Origin of the sequence: Vibrio sp. Isolate23 (genome assembly GCF_022398095.1) — a bacterium.
GTDB lineage: Bacteria > Pseudomonadota > Gammaproteobacteria > Enterobacterales > Vibrionaceae > Vibrio > Vibrio coralliilyticus_A.
In genome coordinates this window covers 84450-110579 of sequence record NZ_JAKEUV010000008.1, presented here as the reverse complement: position 1 = coordinate 110579, position 26130 = coordinate 84450, and the positions used below count along the sequence as shown (strand labels likewise).

22 protein-coding genes and 3 tRNA genes are annotated in these 26130 nt (G+C 45.6%); 10 read left to right on the top strand and 15 right to left on the bottom strand.

Annotated features, from left to right (window positions below):
• The first annotated feature begins 133 nt into the window (after nucleotides 1-133).
• Nucleotides 134-1720 (top strand): AbgT family transporter, encoded by a 1587-nt coding sequence (locus L1D31_RS17665; RefSeq protein ID WP_239838374.1) that lies wholly within the window; start codon nucleotides 134-136, stop codon nucleotides 1718-1720.
• Nucleotides 1721-2186: 466 nt separating this feature from the next.
• Here L1D31_RS17665 and metQ read toward each other — a convergent pair whose 3' ends face one another.
• From metQ to metN, 3 genes are read right to left on the bottom strand one after another with little or no spacing between them, the layout of a single operon-like run.
• The gene (metQ, locus tag L1D31_RS17660) at nucleotides 2187-2996 is read right to left on the bottom strand and encodes a methionine ABC transporter substrate-binding lipoprotein MetQ (RefSeq protein WP_239838372.1); all 810 of its coding nucleotides are present in this window, start codon (nucleotides 2994-2996) and stop codon (nucleotides 2187-2189) included.
• A 32-nt stretch (nucleotides 2997-3028) separates the two neighbouring features.
• Entirely contained in the window at nucleotides 3029-3706 is a 678-nt protein-coding gene (locus tag L1D31_RS17655) for a methionine ABC transporter permease (protein WP_006957863.1), read from the bottom strand.
• Nucleotides 3696-4730, bottom strand: coding sequence for a methionine ABC transporter ATP-binding protein MetN (gene metN / locus L1D31_RS17650; RefSeq protein ID WP_239838371.1), 1035 nt, complete (start codon nucleotides 4728-4730; stop codon nucleotides 3696-3698). Before metN ends, L1D31_RS17655 begins: the two co-directional genes overlap by 11 nt.
• 224 nt (nucleotides 4731-4954) lie before the next feature.
• Between metN and gmhB the strand changes: the two genes are divergently transcribed.
• From gmhB to treC, 5 genes are all read left to right on the top strand, one after another.
• Nucleotides 4955-5506 (top strand): D-glycero-beta-D-manno-heptose 1,7-bisphosphate 7-phosphatase, encoded by a 552-nt coding sequence (gene gmhB, locus L1D31_RS17645; protein WP_239838369.1) that lies wholly within the window; start codon nucleotides 4955-4957, stop codon nucleotides 5504-5506.
• 53 nt (nucleotides 5507-5559) lie between these two features.
• Nucleotides 5560-5904, top strand: a complete 345-nt coding sequence (locus tag L1D31_RS17640; RefSeq protein ID WP_239838368.1) for an MliC family protein — start codon at nucleotides 5560-5562, stop codon at nucleotides 5902-5904.
• Between the two features lie 48 nt (nucleotides 5905-5952).
• Nucleotides 5953-6900 (top strand): trehalose operon repressor TreR, encoded by a 948-nt coding sequence (gene treR, locus L1D31_RS17635; protein ID WP_239838367.1) that lies wholly within the window; start codon nucleotides 5953-5955, stop codon nucleotides 6898-6900.
• A gap of 193 nt (nucleotides 6901-7093) precedes the next feature.
• Nucleotides 7094-8518, top strand: coding sequence for a PTS trehalose transporter subunit IIBC (treB, locus tag L1D31_RS17630; protein WP_239838366.1), 1425 nt, complete (start codon nucleotides 7094-7096; stop codon nucleotides 8516-8518).
• An 85-nt stretch (nucleotides 8519-8603) separates the two neighbouring features.
• Nucleotides 8604-10283, top strand: a complete 1680-nt coding sequence (treC, locus tag L1D31_RS17625; protein WP_239838365.1) for an alpha,alpha-phosphotrehalase — start codon at nucleotides 8604-8606, stop codon at nucleotides 10281-10283.
• A 112-nt stretch (nucleotides 10284-10395) separates the two neighbouring features.
• On the opposite strand, the gene L1D31_RS17620 is transcribed toward treC, so the two are convergent.
• From L1D31_RS17620 to L1D31_RS17610, 3 genes are all read right to left on the bottom strand, one after another.
• Nucleotides 10396-10480 (bottom strand) — tRNA-Tyr (locus L1D31_RS17620).
• Nucleotides 10481-10535: 55 nt separating this feature from the next.
• Nucleotides 10536-10620, bottom strand: a tRNA-Tyr gene (locus L1D31_RS17615).
• A gap of 55 nt (nucleotides 10621-10675) precedes the next feature.
• Nucleotides 10676-10760, bottom strand: a tRNA-Tyr gene (locus L1D31_RS17610).
• 269 nt (nucleotides 10761-11029) lie between these two features.
• Between L1D31_RS17610 and L1D31_RS17605 the strand changes: the two genes are divergently transcribed.
• Both L1D31_RS17605 and vexH read left to right on the top strand, forming a co-directional pair.
• Complete coding sequence (locus L1D31_RS17605; RefSeq protein ID WP_239838364.1) at nucleotides 11030-12094, top strand: efflux RND transporter periplasmic adaptor subunit; 1065 nt, start codon at nucleotides 11030-11032, stop codon at nucleotides 12092-12094.
• Nucleotides 12094-15204 carry a vibriobactin export RND transporter permease subunit VexH gene (gene vexH, locus L1D31_RS17600; protein WP_239838363.1) on the top strand — a complete coding sequence of 1037 codons (3111 nt, stop codon included), beginning with the start codon at nucleotides 12094-12096 and terminating at the stop codon, nucleotides 15202-15204. Before L1D31_RS17605 ends, vexH begins: the two co-directional genes overlap by 1 nt.
• A gap of 60 nt (nucleotides 15205-15264) precedes the next feature.
• On the opposite strand, the gene L1D31_RS17595 is transcribed toward vexH, so the two are convergent.
• Complete coding sequence (locus L1D31_RS17595; RefSeq protein WP_239838362.1) at nucleotides 15265-15864, bottom strand: YitT family protein; 600 nt, start codon at nucleotides 15862-15864, stop codon at nucleotides 15265-15267.
• A 366-nt stretch (nucleotides 15865-16230) separates the two neighbouring features.
• Between L1D31_RS17595 and glyA the strand changes: the two genes are divergently transcribed.
• Nucleotides 16231-17481, top strand: a complete 1251-nt coding sequence (glyA, locus tag L1D31_RS17590; RefSeq protein WP_239838361.1) for a serine hydroxymethyltransferase — start codon at nucleotides 16231-16233, stop codon at nucleotides 17479-17481.
• A 248-nt stretch (nucleotides 17482-17729) separates the two neighbouring features.
• Nucleotides 17730-18296 carry a hypothetical protein gene (locus L1D31_RS17585; protein ID WP_239838360.1) on the top strand — a complete coding sequence of 189 codons (567 nt, stop codon included), beginning with the start codon at nucleotides 17730-17732 and terminating at the stop codon, nucleotides 18294-18296.
• 73 nt (nucleotides 18297-18369) lie between these two features.
• Here the strand turns inward: L1D31_RS17585 and L1D31_RS17580 are convergent, their stop codons facing one another.
• From L1D31_RS17580 to mrdA, 8 genes are all read right to left on the bottom strand, one after another.
• Nucleotides 18370-18696 carry a hypothetical protein gene (locus tag L1D31_RS17580; RefSeq protein ID WP_239838359.1) on the bottom strand — a complete coding sequence of 109 codons (327 nt, stop codon included), beginning with the start codon at nucleotides 18694-18696 and terminating at the stop codon, nucleotides 18370-18372.
• A gap of 132 nt (nucleotides 18697-18828) precedes the next feature.
• Entirely contained in the window at nucleotides 18829-19794 is a 966-nt protein-coding gene (lipA, locus tag L1D31_RS17575) for a lipoyl synthase (protein ID WP_239838358.1), read from the bottom strand.
• A gap of 24 nt (nucleotides 19795-19818) precedes the next feature.
• Complete coding sequence (gene lipB, locus L1D31_RS17570) at nucleotides 19819-20472, bottom strand: lipoyl(octanoyl) transferase LipB (protein ID WP_239838357.1); 654 nt, start codon at nucleotides 20470-20472, stop codon at nucleotides 19819-19821.
• A gap of 178 nt (nucleotides 20473-20650) precedes the next feature.
• Nucleotides 20651-20929: a DUF493 family protein YbeD gene (gene ybeD, locus L1D31_RS17565; protein ID WP_114786547.1), complete on the bottom strand. Its 279-nt coding sequence runs from the start codon at nucleotides 20927-20929 to the stop codon at nucleotides 20651-20653.
• Nucleotides 20930-21070: 141 nt separating this feature from the next.
• Nucleotides 21071-22249: a serine hydrolase gene (locus tag L1D31_RS17560; RefSeq protein ID WP_239838356.1), complete on the bottom strand. Its 1179-nt coding sequence runs from the start codon at nucleotides 22247-22249 to the stop codon at nucleotides 21071-21073.
• 89 nt (nucleotides 22250-22338) lie between these two features.
• Nucleotides 22339-23121 carry a septal ring lytic transglycosylase RlpA family protein gene (locus L1D31_RS17555; protein WP_239838355.1) on the bottom strand — a complete coding sequence of 261 codons (783 nt, stop codon included), beginning with the start codon at nucleotides 23119-23121 and terminating at the stop codon, nucleotides 22339-22341.
• Entirely contained in the window at nucleotides 23122-24243 is a 1122-nt protein-coding gene (gene rodA, locus L1D31_RS17550) for a rod shape-determining protein RodA (protein WP_239838354.1), read from the bottom strand.
• Complete coding sequence (mrdA, locus tag L1D31_RS17545) at nucleotides 24243-26126, bottom strand: penicillin-binding protein 2 (protein ID WP_239838353.1); 1884 nt, start codon at nucleotides 26124-26126, stop codon at nucleotides 24243-24245. Before mrdA ends, rodA begins: the two co-directional genes overlap by 1 nt.
• Between the last annotated feature and the right edge of the window lie 4 nt (nucleotides 26127-26130).

Below are 26130 nucleotides of genomic sequence, written 5' to 3'. Positions count from 1 at the left end.
CGTTAAATATAATGATCTGGATAACACTTTATTACATTTCCGATTTCTAATTGACCTCTTTGTCGAGTAACCTGCGCGAGTTTTGTGACACCTTGTCACAGGACGCGCAGGAATAACTACAAGGAGGGAACAGATGAGTTCATCTGCTTCGATTAAACAAAACTCGCCTAAGAAGCCGATATTTACGCGCTTCTTAGATACAGTCGAATATTTGGGGAACTTGTTACCCCACCCGATCACACTTTTTGCCATCTTCTGTGTTGCGATTTTAGTCGCATCAGGTATTGCTGGTTACTTTGAAGTGGCGGTGGCAGATCCTCGTCCGGAGGGCGCACCAGGCCGTGCCGCGGATGGCATGATTCAGGTTGTTAGCTTATTAAACGCGGACGGACTGGAATTAATTGTTACCAATCTGGTTAAGAACTTTGTCGGCTTTGCTCCACTGGGTACTGTTCTCGTTGCGCTACTAGGTGTTGCGGTTGCAGAGTACTCAGGCCTACTATCAGCAGCAATGCGTGGTTTGGTGATGGGTGCTTCAAAGCGCATGGTGACTGTGACCGTTGTGTTTGCTGGTATCATTTCTAATACAGCGTCAGAGCTAGGTTATGTGGTCCTTATCCCACTGGCTGCGATGTTGTTCCACTCTTTAGGTCGTCACCCTCTTGCTGGCTTAGCAGCGGCATTTGCTGGTGTTTCGGGCGGCTATTCAGCAAACCTACTCATCGGTACCGTTGATCCTCTGCTTTCAGGTATTACTGAAACAGCAGCGCAAATGATCGACCCAACTTATACTGTGGGCCCTGAAGTAAACTGGTACTTCATGTTCGTTTCTACTTTCTTTATCGCAGGTATGGGTGCCTTCGTTACAGAGAAAATCGTTGAACCTAAACTGGGTAAGTACAACGAGGAAGAAGCGTCAGAGGACTTGTCTAACGATTCGATGGGCAAACTAACAGACGTTGAAAAGAAAGGCTTGAAGATGGCTGGCCTTGCTGTTGTAGCCGTTTCAGCTTTGCTTGCTTGGACAATTGTTCCTGCTGATGGCATCCTTCGTTCTGATGCAGGTACGGTCGCAGGTTCTCCATTCCTGAAAAGTATCGTTGCATTCATCTTTGTCTTCTTCGCTATTCCGGGCTTAGTTTACGGTAAAGTTGTTGGCACAATGAAGAACGATCGCGACGTGATCGATGCGATGTCTAAGTCAATGTCTTCAATGGGCATGTACATTGTACTGGTATTCTTTGCCGCTCAGTTTGTGGCTTTCTTTAAGTGGACTAACTTTGGGCAAGTCTTTGCAGTTGCAGGGGCTAACTTCTTACAAGATATTGGCTTAACTGGTCCAATGCTGTTCTTTGCCTTCATTTTGATGTGTGGTTTTATCAACTTGATGATCGGTTCTGCCTCAGCACAGTGGGCCGTTACAGCGCCAATTTTCGTCCCTATGTTAATGCTTGTGGGCTACGCACCTGAGACGATTCAAGCGGCTTACCGTATCGGTGATTCAACGACTAACATCATTACCCCAATGATGAGCTACTTCGGTCTGATCCTTGCTGTAGCAACACGCTACATGAAGAACCTAGGTATCGGTACGCTGATTGCGACCATGCTGCCTTACTCAATCTGCTTTATTGTCGGTTGGAGTGTGCTGTTCTACCTATGGGTATTCGTATTTGGCTTGCCAGTAGGTCCTGGTGCTGCGACGTACTACGCACCATAACGTATTACCGAACGACAAAACCGGAGCCAAGTGCTCCGGTTTTTTTGTTTTTGGTATTGTGAGTAGAGATGAGATTGTAAAATTCACGATATCTAGTGAGTACGGTTAAGATATAACCAATGGAAGTGACAATTAGAGGAGTAAAAATCGAGGACACTGATGGCGTTCGTAGTGCATAAATCCAATCATTAAGCTTATTGATACTCGGTTTTCACTGGCCGAAGAGCAGGCTTTTATACGCCAGTTTCCTGAGCGAGGTGTCTTCAATGTTGCCGTATCCGAGAATCAACAGGTGCTAGGGTTTCAGAATGTAGAACCGTTTGCGTCCTATACTCAGGCCTCTGGCTATGTTGGAGTTATCGGACCCTATATGGATGAGCAGTTTCGAGGGACGAAGAATCAAAAAGAGTAAAGAAAAGGGCTGACGCAATAACGCCAGCCCTTGTTTAATTCAGCAAGTAAGTGATTACCAGCCTTTTACTACGCCACCTTTGAAGATATCGGAGGCTGCGTTGTACACTTCTTCAGTTTGGTAAGCTTTGACGAAGTTTGTGACGTTTTCTGCTTGTGCATTATCTTCACGCGCAACAATCAGGTTTACGTATGGAGACTCTTTGTCTTCAACAAATACGCCATCTTTTTGTGGTGTCAGGTCAATTGAGCTTGCGTAAGTGGTGTTGATGATAGACAGAGCCACATCGTCAAGAGAGCGCGGAAGCTGGGCAGCATCTAGCTCAACAATGGTGATGTTTTTTGGGTTCTCTGCGATATCACGCACAGTTGCCAGTAGGCCAACGCCATCACGTAGTTTAAGCAGGCCTTGTTGCTCAAGAAGCAGTAGAGAACGACCTAAGTTAGTTGGATCGTTTGGCACAGCGATACGTGCACCATCTTGAATTTCATCAACTGACTTCACTTGCTTAGAGTAACCCGCGATAGGGTACACAAACGTATTACCAGCAATCGTTAGCTTGTAACCACGGTCTGTCACTTGCTGATCTAGGTATGGTTTGTGCTGGAACGCGTTGATGTCGATAGAGCCATCATCCAGAGCTGCGTTTGGCGTTACGTAATCTGTGAAAGTGACCAGCTCTACATCCAGACCATATTTTTCTTTGGCAACTTTAGCTGCGACTTCTGCTACCTGAGCTTCAGCACCGGCCATAACACCAACTTTAATCTTGCTGGTATCTGCTTGCTTTTCACCACAACCTGATAGGACAAGTGCCGATGCTGCTGCTGCGATGGCGAGTAGACCTTTTAATCCAAATTTCATGACTTTCTCCTTATTCTGACTCTGTAAATTTATTATCTGTGATCGACGCGGCGCACGATGGCATCGCCGATAGACTGAATGATTTGTACCAAAACAATAAGCATTACCACGGTTACTGCCATGATAACTACATCATAGCGATGGAAGCCGTAACGAATGGCGACATCACCTAAGCCGCCACCACCAACCGTTCCGGCCATGGCTGAATAGCTGACTAAAGTGACCAACGTGATGGTGACTGAGTTGACTATGGTTGGCATTGCTTCAGGAAGCAGAACCTTGTTGATGATTTGCATCGGAGTCGCGCCCATCGATTGAGCCGCTTCCACTAAGCCTGTTGGTACTTCCAACAAAGCACCTTCAATAAGGCGAGCAACAAACGGGATGGCGCCGATCGTCAAGGGTACGATCGCTGCTGTAGTACCAATAAAAGTGCCGACCAGAATTTTAGTGACTGGAATGATGGCAACCATTAATACTAGGAATGGCACTGAGCGGCCAACGTTGACGACAGCGCCGAGAATGCTATTAAGCTTGGTGTTTTCAAGTAGGCCACCTTTCTTCGTTGTATGAAGAATAACGCCCAGTGGAATACCAACAGCAAAGCCAACAATACCTGCCACTGCGACCATGTAGATGGTTTCCCAAGTCGCACCGATTAAAAGGTTACTGTTAAGGCTCAGCCATTCAGAAATTGTGTTAAAGGACATAACCCAGTACCTCTACTTTTACATTGTGTTCACGGAGGAATTCGATTGCCGCGTTGTCATCTTGCTCGTTACCAAATAGCTCTGCGACCATCATGCCGAATTTAACGCCACCGGCGTAATCAAGATCAGAGCTTAGAATGCTGACATCAATATTAAATTTACGCGCGATCTGACTGACGAGTGGCGCGTCTACAGTTGCACCAGTAAACTCAAGTCGAACTAATGGGTAACTGCCTTCAACGCGGGTCTCTTGCAGGCGTGCTTGGTAATCATCCGGAATGGACAGATCAAGCGTAGAACGGATGAACTCATGTGCCAGTTCTGTTTTCGGGTGAGCAAAGATTTCACCTACTGTGCCTTTCTCAACCAGCTCCCCGCCACCAATAATTGCTACTTCATGACAGATACTCTTTACCACGTCCATTTCGTGGGTGATGAGCAGCATAGTGATATTCAGTTTACGGTTAATCTCTTTGAGCAGTTCGAGAATCGATTGTGTTGTCGCAGGATCCAAAGCGCTGGTTGCCTCGTCACACAGCAATACTTTTGGATCGGAAGCTAGAGCACGTGCGATAGCCACACGCTGCTTTTGACCCCCACTCAGGTTAGAAGGGTAGCTTTCGTGTTTATCAGAAAGGCCTACCAGTTTGAGCAGCTCGGTGACTTTCTCATTGATTTGAGTCTTATCTTTGCCTGCGAGCTCTAGCGGTAGAGCAACATTATCGAATACAGTACGTGACGATAGCAGGTTAAAATGCTGGAAGATCATGCCGATGTTACGGCGCGTTTCACTCAGTTCAGATTTGGACTGCTTGGTAAGATCAATGCCGTCAACAATGATCGAGCCAGATGTCGGTGCTTCCAACATATTGACACATCGAATTAGCGTACTTTTCCCTGCTCCGGATGAGCCAATTACACCGAATATCGTCCCCTGAGGGATATGAAGGTTGATGTTCTTCAGAGCATGTATTTCTTTGCTTCCTTGAAGAAATACTTTGTTTACTTGATTAATTTCTATCATCGAGAAATCCGCTATCAGACTGCTTTGGGAAAAAGTAGATAATTTTGAACTACCTCTCATTTAGTAGAGGATGCTATGGCTTTGCTTTAATTGTGTCAATAGATATTTTTACGGCTAGACGTCTAAACGTTCATTTCAATCAAACAGATTAGTAATTAGATAGTGATGAAAGAAATAAAGCGTGTAATAATTCCGGTAATATATAGTAGACAGAGAAGCAAATTTTGGCGAAACCAGCAGTCTTTTTGGATCGTGATGGCGTAATCAACGTCGATCACGGCTATGTTCATGACGAGCACGACTTTGAATTTATTGATGGCGTGTTTGAAGCGACGAAAAAGCTCCAAGAGATGGGCTATATGCTTGTATTGGTGACCAACCAGTCAGGGATTGCTCGTGGTAAATTCAGTGAAGATCGTTTCCTTTCACTAACGCAGTGGATGGATTGGAACTTTGTTGATCATGGCGTTGAATTTGATGGCTTCTACTATTGTCCACACCATGCGGAACATGGTCAGGGTAAATACAAAGAAGATTGCAATTGCCGCAAACCTAAACCTGGCATGTTCATTTCTGCTCGTGACTTTCTCAAAATCGATATGGCGAACTCTGTTATGGTCGGCGACAAGGCTGAGGATATGATGGCCGCAGAAGCCGCTGAAGTGGGTACGCGTATTTTAGTACGTACTGGCAAGCCTGTAACTGAAAAAGGTGAAGCGCTGGCAACGGCTGTGCTTGATAGTATCAAAGATGTGCCAGCCTACTTAACTAAGTAAAAAGCCGAGAAAAGAGGTCGCTTGAGGCGGCCTTTTTCTATTGGAGAGTATGGATGAAAATGAATGCCTTGTTAGCGTTTCTGGCTGGAACGACACTATTTGGTTGCAGCCATTTAGCGATTGAGCGCGAAGCAGATGACACGCATCAATTCGTGACCTACCAGTGTGAATCAAACAAGCAGTTTGAGGTCGCCTATCTGATTGAAGAGCAAGCGGCGCTTTTACGTTTGCCTAAACATGACTACCGCCTCACTCAGGTCCCATCTGGTTCTGGTGCAAAATACATCCTAGATAATGGAACAAAGCCGATTCTTAATCCGGTAACTTTACACACCAAAGGTGATGATGCGCGGTTAGAGTTAGGCAGAGTTGTTTACAAAAACTGTAAAACCCAATAGCGCTAACTCTCTATTAATCCAGCTTAAATTGACTGAAACCACTGCATTATGAATAAAAAACTGACCATTCTTGATATTGCGAAATTGTCTGGCGTTGGTAAGTCTACGGTTTCCCGTGTGTTAACCAATGACCCTAAAGTCAAACCGGAAACGCGTGCCAAAGTTGAGCGTGTAATTGAAGAGTCTGGCTATGTGCCTTCTAAGTCGGCGCAAGCGATGCGTGGAGGCAGTCAGAAAGTGGTTGGGGTTATCATTTCGCGTCTTGATTCACCATCGGAAAACAAAGCCGTCAGCAGCATGCTGCAAGTTCTCTACAGTAACGGCTATGACGCGGTGATCATGGAAAGCCAATTTGATCGCAAGATGACCAATGAGCATCTCGATGTCCTGCGCAGACGTAATGTTGATGGCGTGATTGTGTTTGGCTTTAGCGATTTCGATATTGAACGTCTGTCTAGTTGGCAACATCGCTCACTGGTAATTGCCATGGATACCGACGCCACCTCATCGATCAACTACGATAATACAGGCGTTATTCGTTGTGCATTGGAACACCTTCAGCGCCAATCAGTGAGTGAGATTGCTTTTATTGGTGTTGACCCTTCAGACCGAACTACTGGGCAGATTCGTCTCAATGCATACTTAGATTGGTGTTCAGAGCAGCGATTATCCCCTAACTACCAAACAGGTCACCTTCATCACGAAAGTGCTTATCAGCTGGTGGATAAAGTGTTGAATCAAACCACGCAGGCGATTGTGTGCGCCAGTGATACTTTGGCACTTGGTGTAATTAAGCGTCTTCAGGAGTTGGATAGGGAAGACGTGATGGTGACTGGTGTCGGTGGGAATGAGCTGTTGTCTTTTCTATTTCCGAGAGTATTCAGTATTGACCCGGGTTATGCTCAGGCTGGAGAAAGAGCTGCCAAGCTATTGATTTCTCAGTTTAATGGAGAGTCTCAACTGGTGCACCTCACTCAGGAACCAATCCTAAGTTAAGCCTTTCTTTTCTTTATGGTTTAAAATTATACTGTGATCTCATTCAATTAATGGGATTGTTCCCATTTATCTATTTCGATAGATTTGACAATATAATAAGCACAAATGGGAATGTTCCCAAATTAATTATAACTAACCTTTTGATCAGAGAGTTCTGATCTGAACGAGAAACCAATTTAGGGTGGACAAGGATATGAGTAAGATTGCGAAACACGAGGTTGAGCGTCTGATAGAACTGGTTGGCGGTCGCGATAACATCGCCAGTGTAAGCCACTGTCTGACACGTCTACGTTTTGTGTTAAATGACACCGATAAAGCCGATAGTAAAGCGCTAGAAGCTTTGCCACTAGTGAAAGGCTGTTTTACCAACGCAGGTCAGTTTCAAGTTGTTGTCGGTACTGAAGTTGATGAAGTGTATAAAGTTCTGATTGAACTGTCGGGTAAGTCTGAAGCGTCGAAAGATGAATCCAAACAGGCTGCACGTCAGAATATGAACATTTTGGAACGTGGTATCTCCCATCTTGCTGAAATCTTTGTACCACTATTGCCAGCCATCATTACAGGTGGTTTGATCTTGGGCTTCCGCAACGTGATTGGCGACATCAAGATGTTTGATGGTCAATCATTGACGGAAATCAGCCAATTCTGGGCGACTGTTCACAGCTTTCTATGGCTAATTGGTGAAGCCATTTTCTTCTTCTTGCCTGTCGGTGTGTGTTGGTCAACAGTGAAGAAACTCGGTGGTACACCGATCCTAGGTATTACGCTTGGTGTCACTTTGGTCTCTCCCCAGCTAATGAATGCGTACCTGATTGGTAAGCAAGTGCCAGAAGTGTGGGACTTTGGCTTATTTGCTATAGAGAAGGTGGGCTATCAGGCTCAGGTTATTCCAGCCATGTTAGCGGGTATCGCGTTGGCGTTCATCGAAACGAACCTTAAGCGCATTGTTCCTTCTTACCTATATCTGGTTGTTGTTCCTTTTGTTTCGATCATCGTCTCTGTTGTATTGGCGCACTCTCTGATTGGCCCGTTCGGTCGCGTATTGGGTGATGGTGTGGCGTTTGCCGCGAAAGCAGCAATGACGGGTGATTTCGCTGTGATTGGCTCAATGGTGTTTGGCTTCCTGTATGCACCTTTGGTAATCACCGGTATTCACCATACAACCAACGCTGTCGATCTACAGTTGATGCAAGACCTAGGTGGTACTCCAATCTGGCCTCTGATTGCGCTGTCTAACATTGCTCAGGCATCAGCGGTTGTTGGCATTATCATCATCAGTAAGAAACACGGTGAACGTGATATCTCAGTACCTGCGGCTATCTCTGCTTATCTAGGTGTCACCGAGCCAGCGATGTACGGTATTAACCTTAAATACAAATTCCCAATGCTGAGTGCGATGATCGGTAGTGCTATTGCAGCAGCGATCTGTGGTAGTGCCGGTGTGATGGCTAATGGTATCGGGGTGGGCGGTCTGCCGGGTATTCTGTCTATCCAACCACAATTCTGGGGCATCTACGCGATTGCAATGCTGGTGGCGATTGCACTTCCAGCAGTGTTGACCCTGTTCTTCTACAAGCGTGCACAAATGAAGGGCGAGCTAGAGCCTGCAAGCGCTTAAGCGCAAACAAAAAGGAGCGATCGCAATTCGGCGATCGCTTCTGCTATTTTTTCGATTTTTTATTTTTTGGTAAGTGAGTTTAGCAATGACAACAATCACAAATGATGCGAACTGGTGGAAAACGGCTTCGATATATCAGATTTACCCGAAGAGCTTCTGTGATAGCGGTAGTAAAGGAACAGGGGATATTAAGGGCATCATTTCTAAGCTCGATTACTTAAAATTGCTCGGTATTGATGCCATTTGGCTAACACCAGTCTATCAGTCTCCGATGATCGATAATGGTTACGACATCTCAGACTACTACGCCATTAACCCTCAATTTGGCAGCATGGACGATTTCGAATGTCTGCTTGATGAAGCACATCAGCGTGGTATTCGCATCATCATGGATATTGTCGTTAACCACACTTCTACCGAGCACGCTTGGTTCCAATCTGCGCTGGGGGATAAGAGCAGCCCATATCGTGATTACTACATTTGGAAAGATCCGGTAGAAGGTGACGTTCCAAACAACTGGCAGTCCAAGTTTGGTGGCAGTGCATGGGAAATGGATGAGCAAACAGGCCAGTATTTTCTGCACCTCTTTGCCAAAGAACAGGCGGATCTCAATTGGGAGAACCCGACAGTTCGTGAGGAAGTGAAAAAGGTCATCAGCTTCTGGGCAGAGAAAGGCGTGGATGGTTTCCGCCTTGATGTAATCAACCTGATTTCTAAGCAGCAAGACTTCCCGAATGATGATATCGGTGATGGTCGCCGCTTTTACACAGATGGCCCTCGTGTACATGAATACTTGCAGGAAATTAGCGAAGCTGTGTTCCAAAAATATGGCAGCGTTACGGTTGGCGAAATGTCGTCTACCACATTGGAACACTGCCAGCAGTATTCCTCTCTGGATAACAAAGAATTGTCGATGGTGTTTAATTTCCATCACCTCAAAGTGGATTACCCAAATGGTGAAAAGTGGACTAAAGCGCCCTTTGATTTTTTACAGCTAAAGCAAATCTTTAACCATTGGCAAACAGGATTGAACGGCAAAGGTTGGGGGGCACTGTTCTGGTGTAATCATGATCAGCCACGTGTCGTTAGCCGCTTAGGTGATGATAAAAACTATCGAGTGGAATCCGCCAAAATGTTGGGAGCCTCTGTCCATATGATGCAAGGCACACCATACATTTATCAAGGGGAAGAGATTGGGATGACCAATCCCGGCTATAGCTCGATAGAGCAATACCGTGATGTGGAAAGCACCAATATGTATGACATCATGGTCAACCAGCAAGGTGTCAGCAACGAAGAGATGATCGATATTCTGGCTCAGAAATCCCGTGACAACTCACGGACGCCAATGCAATGGAATGACGAGCAGTATGCTGGCTTCTCTCAGGTAGATCCTTGGTTGGCGGTGGCAGAAAATTATCCTCAAGTCAACGCAGCTAAAGCCGTTGATGACAGTGATTCGGTCTTTTACTTCTATCAGAAGTTAATTCAATTGCGCAAAGAGATTGAAGTGATCACGACAGGGGATTATCAAGATCTGTATCCGAATCATGAGCAGATCTTTGGCTATCAACGTAAGAGCGCCAAACAGACGCTGATTTGTCTCAACAACTATTACGGCGTGGAAGCGCAATGTGCACTGCCGGACTCTTTCAAGGTGGATTGTGCTAAGTATGTATTAGGCAACTACGTTTTACCTGAAGCTGTTTCTCGAAATCAGACCCTACGTCCTTACGAGACACGCATTATTTTAATTGAAGAGTAATCACCCCCTATAGTGTTTTCTTCATTGCCTCGCTTGTGCGGGGCATTTTTTATGCGTAATTGGAAAGCAGAAACGAAAAAAGCCAGCTCAATGAGCTGGCTTTTCGCTGATATGGTGGAGGGGGACGGATTCGAACCATCGAAGGCAGTGCCAGCAGATTTACAGTCTGATCCCTTTGGCCACTCGGGAACCCCTCCAGGGTGTTTTATCCTTAATTGATGTTTTCCCAACACAACAATCAAGCGTTTAATATGGTGGAGGGGGACGGATTCGAACCATCGAAGGCAGTGCCAGCAGATTTACAGTCTGATCCCTTTGGCCACTCGGGAACCCCTCCAGGGCTTTTTATCCTTAACTGACGTTTTCCCAACACATCAATCAAGCATTTAATATGGTGGAGGGGGACGGATTCGAACCATCGAAGGCAGTGCCAGCAGATTTACAGTCTGATCCCTTTGGCCACTCGGGAACCCCTCCAAGGTGTTTTTATACTTAAGAAATGATTTCCCAACCCATTACTCAAGTGCGGAGCGCATCATAGCAAACTCGCTAAACCTGTAAAGACTTTTCTTATGATTTTGAATTGAATGCTGGCTTTTTGGGCAAAGATGCCAGTAAGTAACCTAAAAGCTCAGGTAATCAAAGTCTAAACTTACAGTTTATTGCTCTCTCTTTACATTACTTGACGTTTCCCAAGTGGTTTAATGAGTACAATATGCCGAGTTTTTTGAGACAGAATTTCAATCATGAAAAATAAAATTATTCTGAGTATTTTTTCGTTGTCTATGATTGCGGCCACACCTACTGTTCAAGCTAAAAGGCAAGGGCCACAGACAGTAACAGTGGTGACAGAGCAGGTCCAGACACATCAAGTTTCACAGTCTTTATCTTTGGTAGGCAAAATTGAAGCAGAGCAATCGGTTGTGATCTCCTCTGAAGTGACAGGTCAAGTCGATGTCATTGCATTTAAAGCTAATCAAGAAGTAAAGAAAGGCCAGTTGCTGATTCAGCTTAATGATGACAAGGCAAAAGCCAGCGTTGCCGAAGCGAAAGCCTACCTGAGAGATGAAAAGCGCAAGCTCAAAGAATTTGAACGCTTGGTCAAGCGTAATGCGATCACTCAGACTGAAATTGATGCGCAGAAAGCCAGCGTAGAAATTGCTCAAGCACGTCTTGACGCGGCCAATGCGAATCTCAGTGATTTAAATATTACTGCGCCTTTTTCTGGTACTGTCGGCTTCGTCGATTTTAGCTTAGGTAAGTTGGTGAGTACGGGGGATGAGTTGGTTGCATTGGATGATTTATCTGTCATGCAGTTGGATTTACAAGTGCCTGAGCGTTATTTGTCTCAAATATCGAAAGGTATGAAGGTCACCGCAACGACGGCTGCATGGGATGGATGGATGTTTGAGGGGCAAGTGGTCGGTATCGACTCACGCATCAATGAAGAAACGCTCAATCTACGAGTACGAATTCATTTTGAAAACCCGGATAAAAAGTTAAAGCCAGGGATGTTAGTCGCGGCGGATATCGATTTCCCGCCAGTGGAAGCGCCGATTATTCCTGTTCAAGCACTCGAATATTCTGGCACCAAACGTTACGTCTACGTAGTTGGAGATGACAACAAAGCGGTTCGCACTGAAGTCTTCTTAGGCGCTCGTATCGGCAACCAGGTCGTGATTGAAAAAGGCTTGGATATCGGCCAGAAAATCGTTGTTCAAGGCATAGTGAATATGCGCGATGGCGTGGCCGTGAATGAACTGGGTGAAGATGGCAAACCACTGAGTAATAAGCAAGAAGGTAATAGCTAATGTGGTTATCTGATGCTTCAGTAAAACGACCTGTTGCGGCGGTTGTTCTCAGCTTGCTGCTGTGTGTATTTGGTATTGTCTCTTTCAGTAAACTGGCGGTACGCGAAATGCCGGATATTGAAAGTCCGGTTGTTTCAATCAGTACTCGTTATGAAGGCGCTTCAGCGACCATTATTGAAAGCCAAATTACGTCTGCACTGGAAGATCAGCTTTCTGGTATCAGCGGTATTGACGAAATTGAATCGACCACGCGTAATGGCAGTTCACGAATCACGATTACTTTTGAGCTCGGGTATGATCTCAATACTGGTGTCAGTGACGTTCGGGATGCGGTTGCACGTGCGCAGCGTTCCTTGCCTGATGAGGCGGATGATCCGATTGTTTATAAGAATAATGGCTCCGGTGAAGCGTCTCTCTACATCAATCTGAGTTCTTCAGAAATGGATCGGACTCAGCTGACGGATTATGTTGACCGAGTTCTGCTCGACAGGTTCAGTTTGATTTCAGGTGTAAGTTCGGTGGACGTGTCTGGTGGCTTGTACAAAGTCATGTACGTTAAGCTGAAACCTGCCCAGATGGCAGGGCGCGGAGTCACGACTTCTGACATTACAGCGGCACTCAACAATGAGAATATTGAAAGCCCGGGCGGCGAGGTACGTAACGATCAGATCGTAATGTCGGTTCGTACTGCTCGCAGCTACAACGTGGCTGAAGATTTTGAATATTTGGTGGTCAAGCGTGCCAGTGATAATACCCCCATCTATCTGAAAGATGTGGCTGATGTTTACATCGGCGCGGAGAACGAAAACTCGACCTTTAAGAGTGATGGTGTTCTTAATGTCAGCATGGGTATTGTGCCTCAATCAGACGCTAACCCGCTTGAAGTGGCGGACTTAGTGCATGATGAAGTGGAAAAAATCCAGCAGTTCCTTCCATTAGGAACTCGTCTTGCCATCGACTATGATTCAACCGTTTTTATTGAGCGTTCGATAGCAGAAGTGTATAGCACTCTGTTTATTACCGGTGGTCTGGTCATTCTCGTGCTGTACATATTCATTGGTCAGGCACGAGCCACGCTGATCCCAGCAGTAACGGTGCCTGTTTCTTTGATTTCATCCTTCATGGCCGCTTACTACTTCGGTTTTTCTATCAACCTTATCACGCTGATGGCGCTGATATTGTCGATTGGATTGGTGGTCGATGACGCCATCGTGGTGGTGGAGAACATCTTCCACCATATCGAGCGGGGTGAAAAACCACTATTGGCGGCATACAAAGGGACACGTGAAGTTGGCTTTGCCGTTGTGGCGACAACTCTGGTACTGGTCATGGTTTTCCTGCCCATCTCGTTTATGGATGGTATGGTCGGCCTGCTGTTTACCGAGTTTTCGGTACTGTTGGCGATGTCGGTGATTTTTTCATCACTGATTGCATTGACTCTGACTCCAGTATTGGGCAGCCAACTATTAAAGGCTAACGTGAAACCAAACCGCTTTAACCGTTTCATCGATCGCATGTTTGGTCGTTTGGAAAGCGGTTACCGTAAAGTATTGCGTGGAGCCTTGAAATGGAAATGGGCAGCGCCTCTGATCATTTTGACCTGTATCGGCGGAAGTTGGGGCTTGATGAAGCAAGTGCCTTCTCAGCTCACGCCATCTGAAGACCGCGGGGTGATCTTTGCCTTTGTTCGTGGCGCTGATGCTACCAGTTACAACCGCATGGCTGCGAACATGGATATCGTCGAGGAGCGCTTGTTGCCGCTACTGGGCGAAGGTTTCCTTAAGTCCTTCAGTATTCAATCGCCAGCCTTTGGCGGTAACGCCGGTGACCAGACGGGTTTTGTCATCATGATTCTGGATGACTGGAATGATCGTGATGTAACGGCTCAGCAGGCGCTAGGAGAAGTAAGAAAGGCGCTGGTTGGTATTCCTGATGTTCGTGTCTTCCCATTTATGCCAGGCTTCAGAGGCGGTTCTAGTGAGCCCGTCCAGTTCGTGTTAGGTGGTTCTGATTACCCTGAGCTGAAACAGTGGGCCGAAAAGCTTGAGCAGTTAGCGGAAGAGTCTCCGATCATGGAAGGGGCGGACATTAACTATTCTGAGCGAACCCCTGAGCTGGTGGTGACGGTTGATAAACAACGTGCGGCAGAGTTGGGTATCAGCGTATCAGAGATTTCTGAGACCTTAGAAATTATGCTTGGCGGTAAGAGTGAAACGACTTTTGTCGAGCGTGGTGAAGAATATGATGTTTATTTACGCGGTGATGAGAACAGCTTCAATAACGCGACGGATCTGAGCCAGATTTATCTGCGAACCAGCTCTGGCGAGTTGGTGACACTGGATGCGGTCACCAAGATTGAAGAAGTGGCTTCGTCGATTCGTTTGTCACACTACAACAAACAGAAATCGATTACCGTAACGGCTAACTTGTCTGACGGGTATACCTTAGGTCAGGCACTGGACTTCCTAGATCAACAAGCGGTGGATATTCTGCCGGGCGATATATCAGTCAGCTACTCTGGTGAATCGAAAGATTATAAAGAGAACCAATCCAGTATTCTGGTGGTGTTTGGCTTAGCACTGTTGGTCGCGTACCTGGTGTTGGCAGCGCAGTTTGAAAGCTTCATTAACCCACTAGTGGTGATGTTCACAGTTCCTATGGGGGTATTTGGCGGCTTCTTGGGCTTGTTCTTTATGAGTCAAGGGCTGAATATCTACAGCCAGATTGGCATGATCATGTTGATTGGTATGGTGACCAAGAACGGTATCCTGATCGTTGAGTTTGCGAACCAACTGCGTGATCGCGGCTTCGAATTTGAGAAAGCAATAGTCGATGCTGCGGCACGTCGCCTGCGCCCAATCATGATGACGGCATTCACTACGCTTGCAGGTGCAATTCCATTGATCCTATCGACAGGGGCAGGTTATGAAAGCCGAGTGGCGGTAGGTACGGTGATCTTCTTCGGTATGGGTTTCGCAACGCTGGTGACTTTGTTTGTTATCCCTGCGATGTACCGACTGATTTCAGCAGGTACGCAATCTCCAGGACATGTGGAAGCTGAACTGAACAAAGAGCTAAGTCACGATGTGAAGGCCAGAACCTCACACTAATCGCAGCAACCAATAACGCAAAAAGCCCGCAATCGCGGGCTTTTCTTCATCTAGTGGTTCTCAACCGTAGTTGACCGAATAACGGGTTGGCTTGTGGTTCATGGCTAACACGACATTGAGCAGGATAGCGCCCAGAATGGATAACCCGATCACTTCAGGAGAGACAAAAAAGAATGATGCGAACAAGATGCAACAATCAATAGCTAGTTGAGACTTGCCCACTGAAATGCCGAACTTATCCTGAATAAACAGGCAAAGTACGTTGAAACCGCCGAGACTTGAGCGATGCCGGAACAGGATAAGCATACCTAAGCCCATCAGTAATCCGCCGGCAACCGCGCAATACACAACGTTGACCGTTTCAAGGCTGACGACCAGATATAGGTGGTCTGCAAACACAGAGACTAATGCACCAGAAATAGCACTGTTAAAGGCAAATCGTGAGCCAAAACGCTTCCACGCGAGTATATAAAAAGGACTGTTGGCCAAAAAGTAAAGCGTACCGAAGGAAAGTGACACAAACTGGCTCATAAGCAGCGCTAAACCAGTGGTGCCTCCGGTTAACAGATCTGCAGATTGGAGGAAGAAAACGCCCTGAGCGACCAGAAATGTTCCGGTTAAAATAGCAATCCAATCTTCTTTGCGTGAGTGTTTTTCCATCAATTTTAAACTTTTACAGTGGATAATGGCGCGCATACTATTTAAAAAATGAGGTTTTCGGTAGCTTGAGAAGCAAATTTAAGGTAAACCTATGTAATTATCGTTTTACGGGGTGTAAAGGGAAAAATTGACACTTTTCATATTTATACGATTTAGAAAGGTGACAATATGACAATCCTTGTAGAACCACATGAAGAATCTGCATGAGAAAAAGTAAAACTTTCTCTTTATGGCCAAGATCAAATTATGTAGAATGCGCGCTATTAACGTGATGCAAACGTTTGCGTGAGTAAATTTGCGTAGATTAATAGGGTCATTAGTAGGTTTTTTGCAAATTTCAGTTTAAATCTGAGTCAGGAGATACAGATGCTAAAGCGTGATATGAATATCGCAGATTACGATGCGGAACTGTTCGCAGCAATCCAAGAAGAAACTCTTCGCCAGGAAGAACACATTGAACTAATCGCTTCTGAAAACTACACCAGTCCGCGTGTAATGGAAGCTCAAGGTTCTCAGCTAACAAACAAATACGCTGAAGGCTACCCTGGCAAGCGTTACTATGGCGGTTGTGAATACGTTGATAAAGCGGAAGCTTTGGCAATAGATCGTGCATGTCAGCTATTCGGCTGTGAGTACGCGAACGTTCAACCTCACTCGGGCTCACAAGCAAACAGTGCTGTTTACATGGCATTGCTAAATCCAGGTGATACTGTTCTAGGTATGAGCCTAGCGCATGGTGGTCACTTGACTCATGGCTCACCAGTAAACTTCTCTGGTAAACACTACAACGTGATTCCTTACGGTATCGACGAAGCGGGTCAAATTAACTACGACGAGATGGAGCAACTTGCTCTAGAGCACAAGCCTAAAATGATCATCGGCGGCTTCTCGGCTTACTCTCAAATCGTTGACTGGGCTCGCATGCGTGAAATCGCAGACAAAGCAGGCGCGTACCTGTTCGTAGATATGGCGCACGTTGCGGGTCTAATCGCAGCAGGCGAATACCCAACACCAGTTCCACATGCTCATGTTGTGACAACAACAACACACAAGACACTAGCGGGCCCACGTGGTGGTCTAATCCTGTCTAATGCTGGCGAAGAGATGTACAAGAAGTTGAACTCAGCGGTATTCCCTGGTGGTCAGGGTGGTCCTCTGATGCATGTTATCGCAGGTAAAGCGGTAGCGTTCAAAGAAGCAATGGAGCCAGAGTTCAAAGCGTACCAAGCTCGTGTAGTGAAGAACGCTAAAGCGATGGTTGCCCAGTTCCAAGAGCGTGGTTACAAGATCGTTTCTAACGGTACAGAGAACCACCTGTTCCTAGTTGACCTCATCGACAAAGACATCACAGGTAAAGATGCAGATGCAGCACTTGGTGCAGCAAACATCACGGTAAACAAGAACTCAGTGCCAAACGATCCACGTAGCCCGTTCGTGACTTCTGGTATCCGTGTAGGTTCTCCAGCCATCACTCGTCGTGGTTTCACTGAAGAAGATGCTAAAGAACTAGCGAACTGGATGTGTGACGTTCTTGATAACATCGGCAGCGAAGAGGTTATCCAAGCAACGAAAGCTAAAGTGCTGGAAATCTGTAAGCGCCTACCGGTTTACGCTTAATCTCACTGCACTAATCATTGCTATTTTTAAAACCTCCCGTAGGGAGGTTTTTTATTTTCTGATTCTTTCCCTAAGCAAACCAACTGGATAAACCAGTTACTCTTTCACTTCCCTTATCATACTGGTCACTCAATGAGTAATGATTAAAAACCGCAACATAATCACAATGTTTTATATCTGTTATTGATTGGTATTGAGTTTAAATCTATATACTTAGTTTTAATTGGCTATTCATAAGGAAGAGTTGAATGCGTCCAACGAAAGAAAACCTGACCGCTTTGGTCGGCAAAAATATTGAAATGGATATTCGTCTCACGTGTCAACCGGAAAACAGCGAGACTGGCTATTTGGAAAAGCAGTATGGTGTGACCTTAATTCAGCGTGATGGCAAAGTAGTTTTGACGCGAGATGATTCCTCCGTTGATGCTGGTGTTTGGGTACCATACGCTGAAACCAAAGCGGTGGTAGGGCGTTACACAGGCAGTGGCATAGGTTGGTTAGCGTCTGGGCCGTTTAGTGGTTGTGAAATGGCTGTTGGTGTAGATAAAGAGCAAAACCGAGTTTTTGCTGCGCATATTGCAAAGCAAAGCGGTTCAACGGCACCAGCGGACTATCGAAAATTCCGCACCGATGCGAAAGCGAGTGAGTTTTATTGGAACCGGATTCCGATGCCTTTCGAAGATAAGTTTTCCTGTGCGTATGTTTTTGTTATCTGTTCAACAGACGGCATTATTTCGATGAACTCGTTAGAAGTCGAAGTGACCAGCATGGGGGGAAGTAATGGTAAGGTGTTGTCGGTAAGAACATTCAAATAGTGGATCGCTTTCTGCTGAAATGAAAAAGGTTGATGAAAACAAATCATCAACCTTTTTTGATTCTAGCTTGAGCCTATTTTGAAATGCTCAGTAGCGTACCTGACTTACACTTGAATGAGTAGTACTTGCGGCTTTCGCTGAACTTACCGAGACCTTCACCATCACAGTAATCGATGTTGATGTCACGCATAGTCTCAAGCGTTGCTTCGCTGGTTAGAGCAAACTTAGATCCGTCAGCACATACGATACGTACACGGCCATCGTCACTGACAGAGTAAAGTTCAACCTCTGTATTACACAGCTCAAAAGAAGCTTCGCGGAAATTGTCCTGCTGTGTGTTAGACGCGCAACCTGCTGTTAGCGCGGCGAGAGCAACAGCAACAAAACCTAGTCTTTTCATAATAATTCCTTGGAGATGTACTTTTTTATGTCGTTAGGGCTAAGCCTATAGAAGAGTTGTGTCTCATTCAAGAAACGAAACAAAAAAGGGCTGACTTATTTTGCCAACCCTTACGACTAATTTAAGTGATATTTAGCTTACTTCGACACCTTGTGCTTGTAGGTCAGCATGGTATGAAGAGCGAACAAATGGGCCACATGCCGCGTGAGTGAAGCCCAGTTCCAGAGCAATTTCTTTTAGCTCATCAAATTCTGAAGGCGGCACATAACGTTCAACGGGGAGATGGTGACGACTTGGCGCTAAATACTGACCTAGAGTCAGCATAGTCACACCATGCTCGCGAAGATCTTTAAGAACTTCAACGATTTCTTCTTTAGTTTCACCTAGACCCATCATCAGGCCTGATTTAGTCGGTACATCTGGATGCTGTTCTTTGAATTTCTTAAGCAGCTGTAGCGACCATTTGTAATTGGCACCTGGACGAGCTTTGCGGTACAGACGAGGTGCCGTTTCCAAGTTATGGTTGAAGACATCTGGTGGGTTGTCTTTCATTAATTCAAGCGCGACATCCATACGGCCGCGGAAATCTGGGACTAGAGTCTCGATACGGATGTTTGGATTTTTGACACGTATCTCACGGTTACAATCAGCGAAGTGCTTTGCTCCACCGTCACGAAGATCATCACGGTCAACTGAGGTAATAACCACATATTTCAGTTTCATATCTGAAATGGTTTGCGCCAGTTTTTGCGGTTCATCGGCTTCAGGAGCAACTGGGCGTCCATGAGCGACATCACAGAAAGGGCAGCGACGAGTACAGATAGCACCAAGAATCATAAAAGTGGCGGTACCGTGGTTGAAGCACTCTGCTAAGTTAGGGCAAGACGCTTCCTCACACACCGAGTGGAGGTTATTCTTACGCATCGCTGACTTAATATCTTGGATACGTTGGCTATCAGCAGGTAGCTTGATCTTCATCCAATCAGGCTTACGCAGGATTTCTTTTTGCTCAGTTGGCATGTTCTTAACTGGGATCAGTGCCATCTTGTCGGCGTCGCGGTATTTAACGCCTTTTTCCATTTGGATTGGTTTACTCATGCTATCTTTACTTCTCTTTGCTTCTCATCGCGTAGGAGAGGCTTCTGTGCTGAATTCAACTTGCTCGTAACCAAGCAAAGCTACAAGTTCATCGACTAATGTCGCTTCAACCTGGGTAAGATCATCCGGTCCACCAAGCTGGCTCATTTGAACCATCTCCATTCCGGCATAGCCACATGGATTGATACGCAAAAACGGTGATAAATCCATATTTACGTTCAATGCTAAACCATGAAATGAGCATCCTTTACGGATTCTCAGCCCCAAAGAGCAGATCTTTTTACCATCAACATAGACGCCTGGTGCATCTGGTCGTGCCGCCGACTCTATATTGTAATTTTTAAGGGTGTTGATCACGAGGTTCTCTATATGAGTTACAAGCTCTCTGACCCCGATCTTTTTACGACGTAAATTTATCAGGAAGTAAGCCACCAATTGACCGGGACCGTGATAGGTCACCTGACCCCCTCTATCGCTTTGGACAACAGGGATATCACCGGTATTGATCAAATGCTCTTCTTTACCTGCTTGCCCTTGTGTAAAGACAGGGTTGTGCTCGACTAGCCATACTTCATCACAGGTTTCCTCAGTACGGTGATCTGTGAAGTCGTGCATGGCTTGCCAGATAGGTTCGTAATCTTGCCTACCCAGACGCTTCACAACAAGCTGGTTTTGCATTCCTGATCCTATAGTCAGTAAATAAAGTCTTGGGATTATAAACTGGTTCTGGTCATTGAACTATATACCAGTTACACATTTTTAACCCTTGGAAATATGCAGGATTATTATCTATATGATATTTAAAAAGAAAGCAGCTTTCGCTGCTTTCAAATTAATTTTATTTTATCAAATAAAATTATAGAACCATGCGTACAATGTCGATTTCACCCAGCTCTTTATACAGCGTTTCGACTTGTTCAATTGACGTCGCTGTAATGGTAATAGATACCGAATGGTAGTTGCCTTTGGCACTTGGTTTCACGCTAGGGCTATAGTCACCTGGAGCGTGGCGCTGGATCACTTCAAGAACCTTCTCTGGCAGTTCAGGCTTGGCGTAGCCCATTACCTTGTAGGTAAATGAACAAGGGAACTCAAGCAGGTCTTTCAGTTTTGCATCTGAGTTGATAGTCAACATTTTGAAACTCCAAGTTGAATGTCATGTAAGCAGCGCGGAATAGTACTGCCATTGAATCTAAATCTCAACATTCTCGCGATTTGAGCTAGCGAGAATAAAAAAAGCCGCGTGAAGCGGCTTTTGATGAATATGTGTTCTGGATTATAGGAAGCTCTTAATCAGCATCACAATATAATCCCACAGACGGCTGAATAGGCTACCTTCTTCTACGTCTTCAAGAGCAAGAAGTGGGTACTCAGCAACATCTTCGCCTTCTAGTTGATAGTATAGCTTACCAACTACGTCACCTTTTTTAATGGGGGCTTCAAGTTCTTTTTCAAGCACGAAGCTTGCTTGAAGATTCTTCGCTTCTCCGCGAGGAAGGGTAACATATGTGTCTTGGTCGAGGCCTAGCGCAACAGTGTCTTTGTCACCCATCCAGATTTTTTCTTCGACGAAGGTTTCACCGGCTTTGTGTGGGGCAACGGTTTCAAAGAATCGGAAACCGTAGCTTAGCAATTTCTTACTTTCAGATTTACGTGCATTGGCGCTTTTGGTTCCCATCACGACCGCAACAAGACGCATTTTACCTTCTGTCGCAGAGCTCACTAGGCTATATCCCGCATTACTTGTATGGCCGGTTTTTATACCATCAACGTTCATGCTCTTATCCCACAGTAAGCCATTACGATTATACTGTGTGATACCGTTGTAAGTGTATTTCTTCTCGGAGTAGATACGGTACTCATCAGGCACGTCACGGATCAAGGCTTGACCTAACAGTGCCATGTCATAAGGCGTTGAGTATAGGTTCGAGTTATCTAGGCCGTGGACGTTAGCAAAGTGCGTATCTTTCATACCTAGGGTATTAGCCCAAGCATTCATCAGATCTACGAAAGCGTCTTCTGAGCCAGCAATGTGCTCAGCCATCGCTACACAGGCGTCATTACCGGATTGAACAATGATACCTCGGTTGAGCTCTTCCACTTTGACTGTGGTGCCAACCTCAATAAACATTTTGGAAGAATCAGGGAAGTTCTTTGCCCATGCATTCTTACTGATCGTCACATCATCCTGAAGTGAAATATTACCGCGTTCCAATTCTTGACCAATGACATAACTGGTCATCATTTTGGTCAGACTGGCTGGAGACAATTTGGTGTTCATCTCTTTTTCAGCCAGGATCTTACCTGAATGATAATCCATCAAAACGTAGCCTTTTGCGGCGATTTGGGGGGCATCCGGTACAACAATCGGAGCGGCAAATGAAGTGGATGCGAAAGTTGCAGAAAGCGCAATAGAAGACGCAAAAACGGATTTAATTAGCGTTGTTTTTTTCATATTGACTACAGGTTTATATTAACTGTCCATATCTTAACAGAAACAATCGCTCAAACCAGTGTAAGGCTTGCCCCACACTGGATTGAGGACTACTGGGATTTTATAAAAGCACTTGAATAGCCCATCAGCTTGACTTGTTCTAATGCTTTTTGTGTCAGCATATAGTCATCAAATGGACCTAGAAACACTCGATGAATGTTTTTATCCGAATTGACATAACTTTTGACTGAAAGTGTTTGACTTAAATCTTGTGCTAAAGTTCGCACTCTGTCTTCGTGTTGTGATGAAGCCACCTGAACAACGAACTTAGGCAGTGCTTTTTGTTTGTGAGCTTCCGTGGGTTTACCTACTGAGATGACCTCGATGGCAACATTTGCGGTTCCCGTACGAATCACATCCAGCTTGGTCGCTGCGGCAAAACTGAGGTCTATGATTCGACCCTCATGAAAAGGTCCGCGATCATTGACGCGCACAATGGCCGTTTTACCATTGTCTTTGTTAGTGACTTTAACATAACTGGGAATAGGTAGGGTTTTGTGCGCCGCCGACATAGAATACATATCGTACACTTCGCCGTTAGACGTTAGGTGACCGTGAAATTTTTTGCCGTACCAAGATGCCATCCCTTCTTGGGTGAAGCCTTGAGGCTCTCTGATAATTTTGTATTTCTCTCCACGCAGTGTGTAGTCACTATTACCGCCCAAGCTATAAGGTTCGTACTGAGGATTAGCATCTTCTATGTGATCAACAGAAATCGGTGAATCTGGGGCGATATCGTCATCGATCGTGTATCGCTGAGAAGGCGTTGATGAGCAACCCGCTAACAGGATTACAGCGCATAGTATGCCAAGCAAAGGAGTATTTAGGGTCATTTAGGTTGCCTTCGAGAATGCATTTCTGTGAGTGTGAATCGACATAAGTATGCCAAAGCCGGCCATAAGAGTAACCATTGATGTTCCACCATAACTAATGAGGGGGAGTGGGACACCAACAACAGGCAGAATGCCACTAACCATGCCGATATTAACAAAAACGTAGACAAAGAAGCTTAGAACAATACTGCCAGCCATCATTCTGCCGAAAGCGGTTTGTGCTTTACTGGCTAACACTAACCCTCGACCAATAATAAACAGATACAGACTAAGTAAAATTAGGATACCAATTAATCCCCATTCTTCAGCGATCACAGCAAAAATAAAGTCAGTGTGGCGCTCTGGTAAAAACTCTAATTGGGATTGGGTACCTTGTAGCCAGCCTTTGCCTGATATGCCACCAGAGCCAATCGCTATTTTACTTTGAATAATGTGGTAACCAGCGCCAAGAGGATCTGACTCTGGGTTAAACAGCGTTCTTACTCTGACTTTCTGATACTCACGCATAAGGAAGAACCAGAGAATCGGTAAAAAAGCACCAAGGCCACACGCTGCGGCGAAGATGATTCTCCAGCTGATCCCTGCAAGAAAGATAACAAATATACCTGACGCTGCAATCAGAATCGAAGTGCCCAAATCTGGCTGTTTAGCAATGAGGATAGTGGGAACAAAGACCATGACTAAAGATAGAACGAGAGTCTGGAAGGTCGGTGGCAGTGAGCGTTTACCAATAAATCGGGCCACCATAAGAGGCACCGCGAGCTTAAGCAACTCGGAGGGTTGAAAGCGGACAAAGCCCAGATTGAGCCATCGCTGGGCACCTTTGGAAGCTTCACCAAAGAATAGTACGCCGAACAACAGTAAAACCCCGACTATAAACATAAGCGGTGCCAAAGTTTCGTATGTTCGAGGAGGAATTTGCGCAAGAATGACCATAACACCTAGGGATAAGCCCATTCGCATAGCTTGGCGGTCCATCATGGCCAGACTTTGACCACTCGCACTGTACATGACTACTAGGCCAAAGCCCATTAAGACAAGAATACCGAGTAACAGAGGCAAGTCGATATGAAAGCGCTCAAACAGCGCTCGGTTTTGCCCCGTAGCTGGATCAAAATCCATTATTGTTCTGCCTCTTTATCTTTTACTAATACATGGTCGAAGATACGTCTTGCGACTGGGCCGCCTTGTGATGATCCACCGCCGGCATTTTCTAATACCAGAGTCACAATTAGTTTTGGATCCTCGAGTGGCGCAAAGCCAGTAAATAGCGCATGGTCACGTAAGTGCTCTGCGATTTCATCTGCGTTGTACTCCTCGTCCTCAGCAAGACCGAATACTTGCGCTGTCCCAGATTTGCCTCCACTTACATATTTGGTGTTGTAGAATGCTCGGCGTACGGTTCCTTTCTTACCGTGGTTGACCAGTCTCATCCCCTCAATGGAGAGATCCCAGAATTTTTCTTTCACCCCAGTGATAGGAGGATATGTTTCAATCTCAGAGAGTACTTGTTTATCAAACTGCTGGCCATTTTCTATGGTTGAACGCAGTAAGTGAGGAGCGATAACTTTGCCTCGATTGACCAATACTGAAGTTGCCTTCGCTATTTGTATTGGTGTTGCGGTCCAATAGCCTTGTCCTATACCAACCGGAATCGTATCACCCTGATACCAAGGCTCACGGTGTCGAGCCATCTTCCATTCCCGAGTTGGCATGTTTGCTTTGCTTTCTTCGTATATATCGATTCCCGTCTTTTCACCAAAGCCAAACATCATCATCCAATTGGAGATGCGATCTATGCCCATATCGTAGGCTATTTGATAGAAGAAGGTGTCCACTGACTCTTCGATGGATTTAACGATGTTCACACGACCGTGTCCCCAGCGTAGCCAATCTCGGAAAGGCCTAGTTTTTGAGTTAGGAATTTTCCAATAGCCTGGATCGTTGCGTGTTGTGTACGGTGTTACAACGCCTTCTTGTAGAGCAGCAACAGCCATAAATGGTTTAATTGTCGAGGCGGGTGGATAAATACCCAGTGTTGCGCGGTTAACTAAAGGGCGGTTTTTATCATTGAGCAGAGCGCTATAGGCTTTTCCTGAAATACCATGGACGAAGGCGTTGGGATCATAGCTTGGGCTCGATACCATGGCCAAGACACCATTGTCGTTTGGATCGAGAACGACGACACTACCACGGCGCTCAGCCAGTAATTCATGAATATAAAGTTGTAGATCGATATCAAGGTTGAGAACAATATCTTTTCCCGGGACTGGAGGAATGTATTTTAGGGTACGGATTATCCGTCCGCGGCTGTTAACTTCAACTTCTTGATAGCCCGCAGTACCATGAAGAAGGTCTTCATAATAGCGTTCAATGCCGAGCTTACCGATATCGCGAGTGGCTTGGTAGTTCGCGTCTTTTTCTTCTCTTATCAGGCGCTGCATATCACGATCGTTTATGCGCGAGACGTAACCGATGACATGAGTCAGAACTTCACCATAAGGGTAGTGACGTTTTAAACTGGCGTTCACTGCTACGCCAGGAAACTTGTGCTGATTGACGGAAAACTTGGCGACTTGCTCTTGTGTGAGCTGGGTCAACAGTGGGACTGATTTAAAACGGCGAGTTTGGCGTCGCTCTCGCTCAAAACGTTCTATTTGTTCGGGTGTGATCTCAATGTATTTTTGAAGGCGAGCAATAGTCCCTTCCATGTCTTCGATTTTTTCTGGTGTGATCTCCAAGTTGAAAACCGGGCGGTTCTCGGCAAGCAGGGTACCGTTTCTGTCGTAAATCAATCCGCGGTTTGGGGCGATTGGAACCACTTTAATCCGGTTGTCATTTGAACGAGTTTTATAGTCCTGATATTGATTGATTTGGATGTTGTACAGGTTGGCGACTAATAGGCCAACCATAGCAACGATACCAATGAAAGCGACAATAGCACGACTTTTAAACAGCCGTGCCTCTTCTTGGTAATCCCTTATTCGGGTGCGCTTTCGTAACATGAAT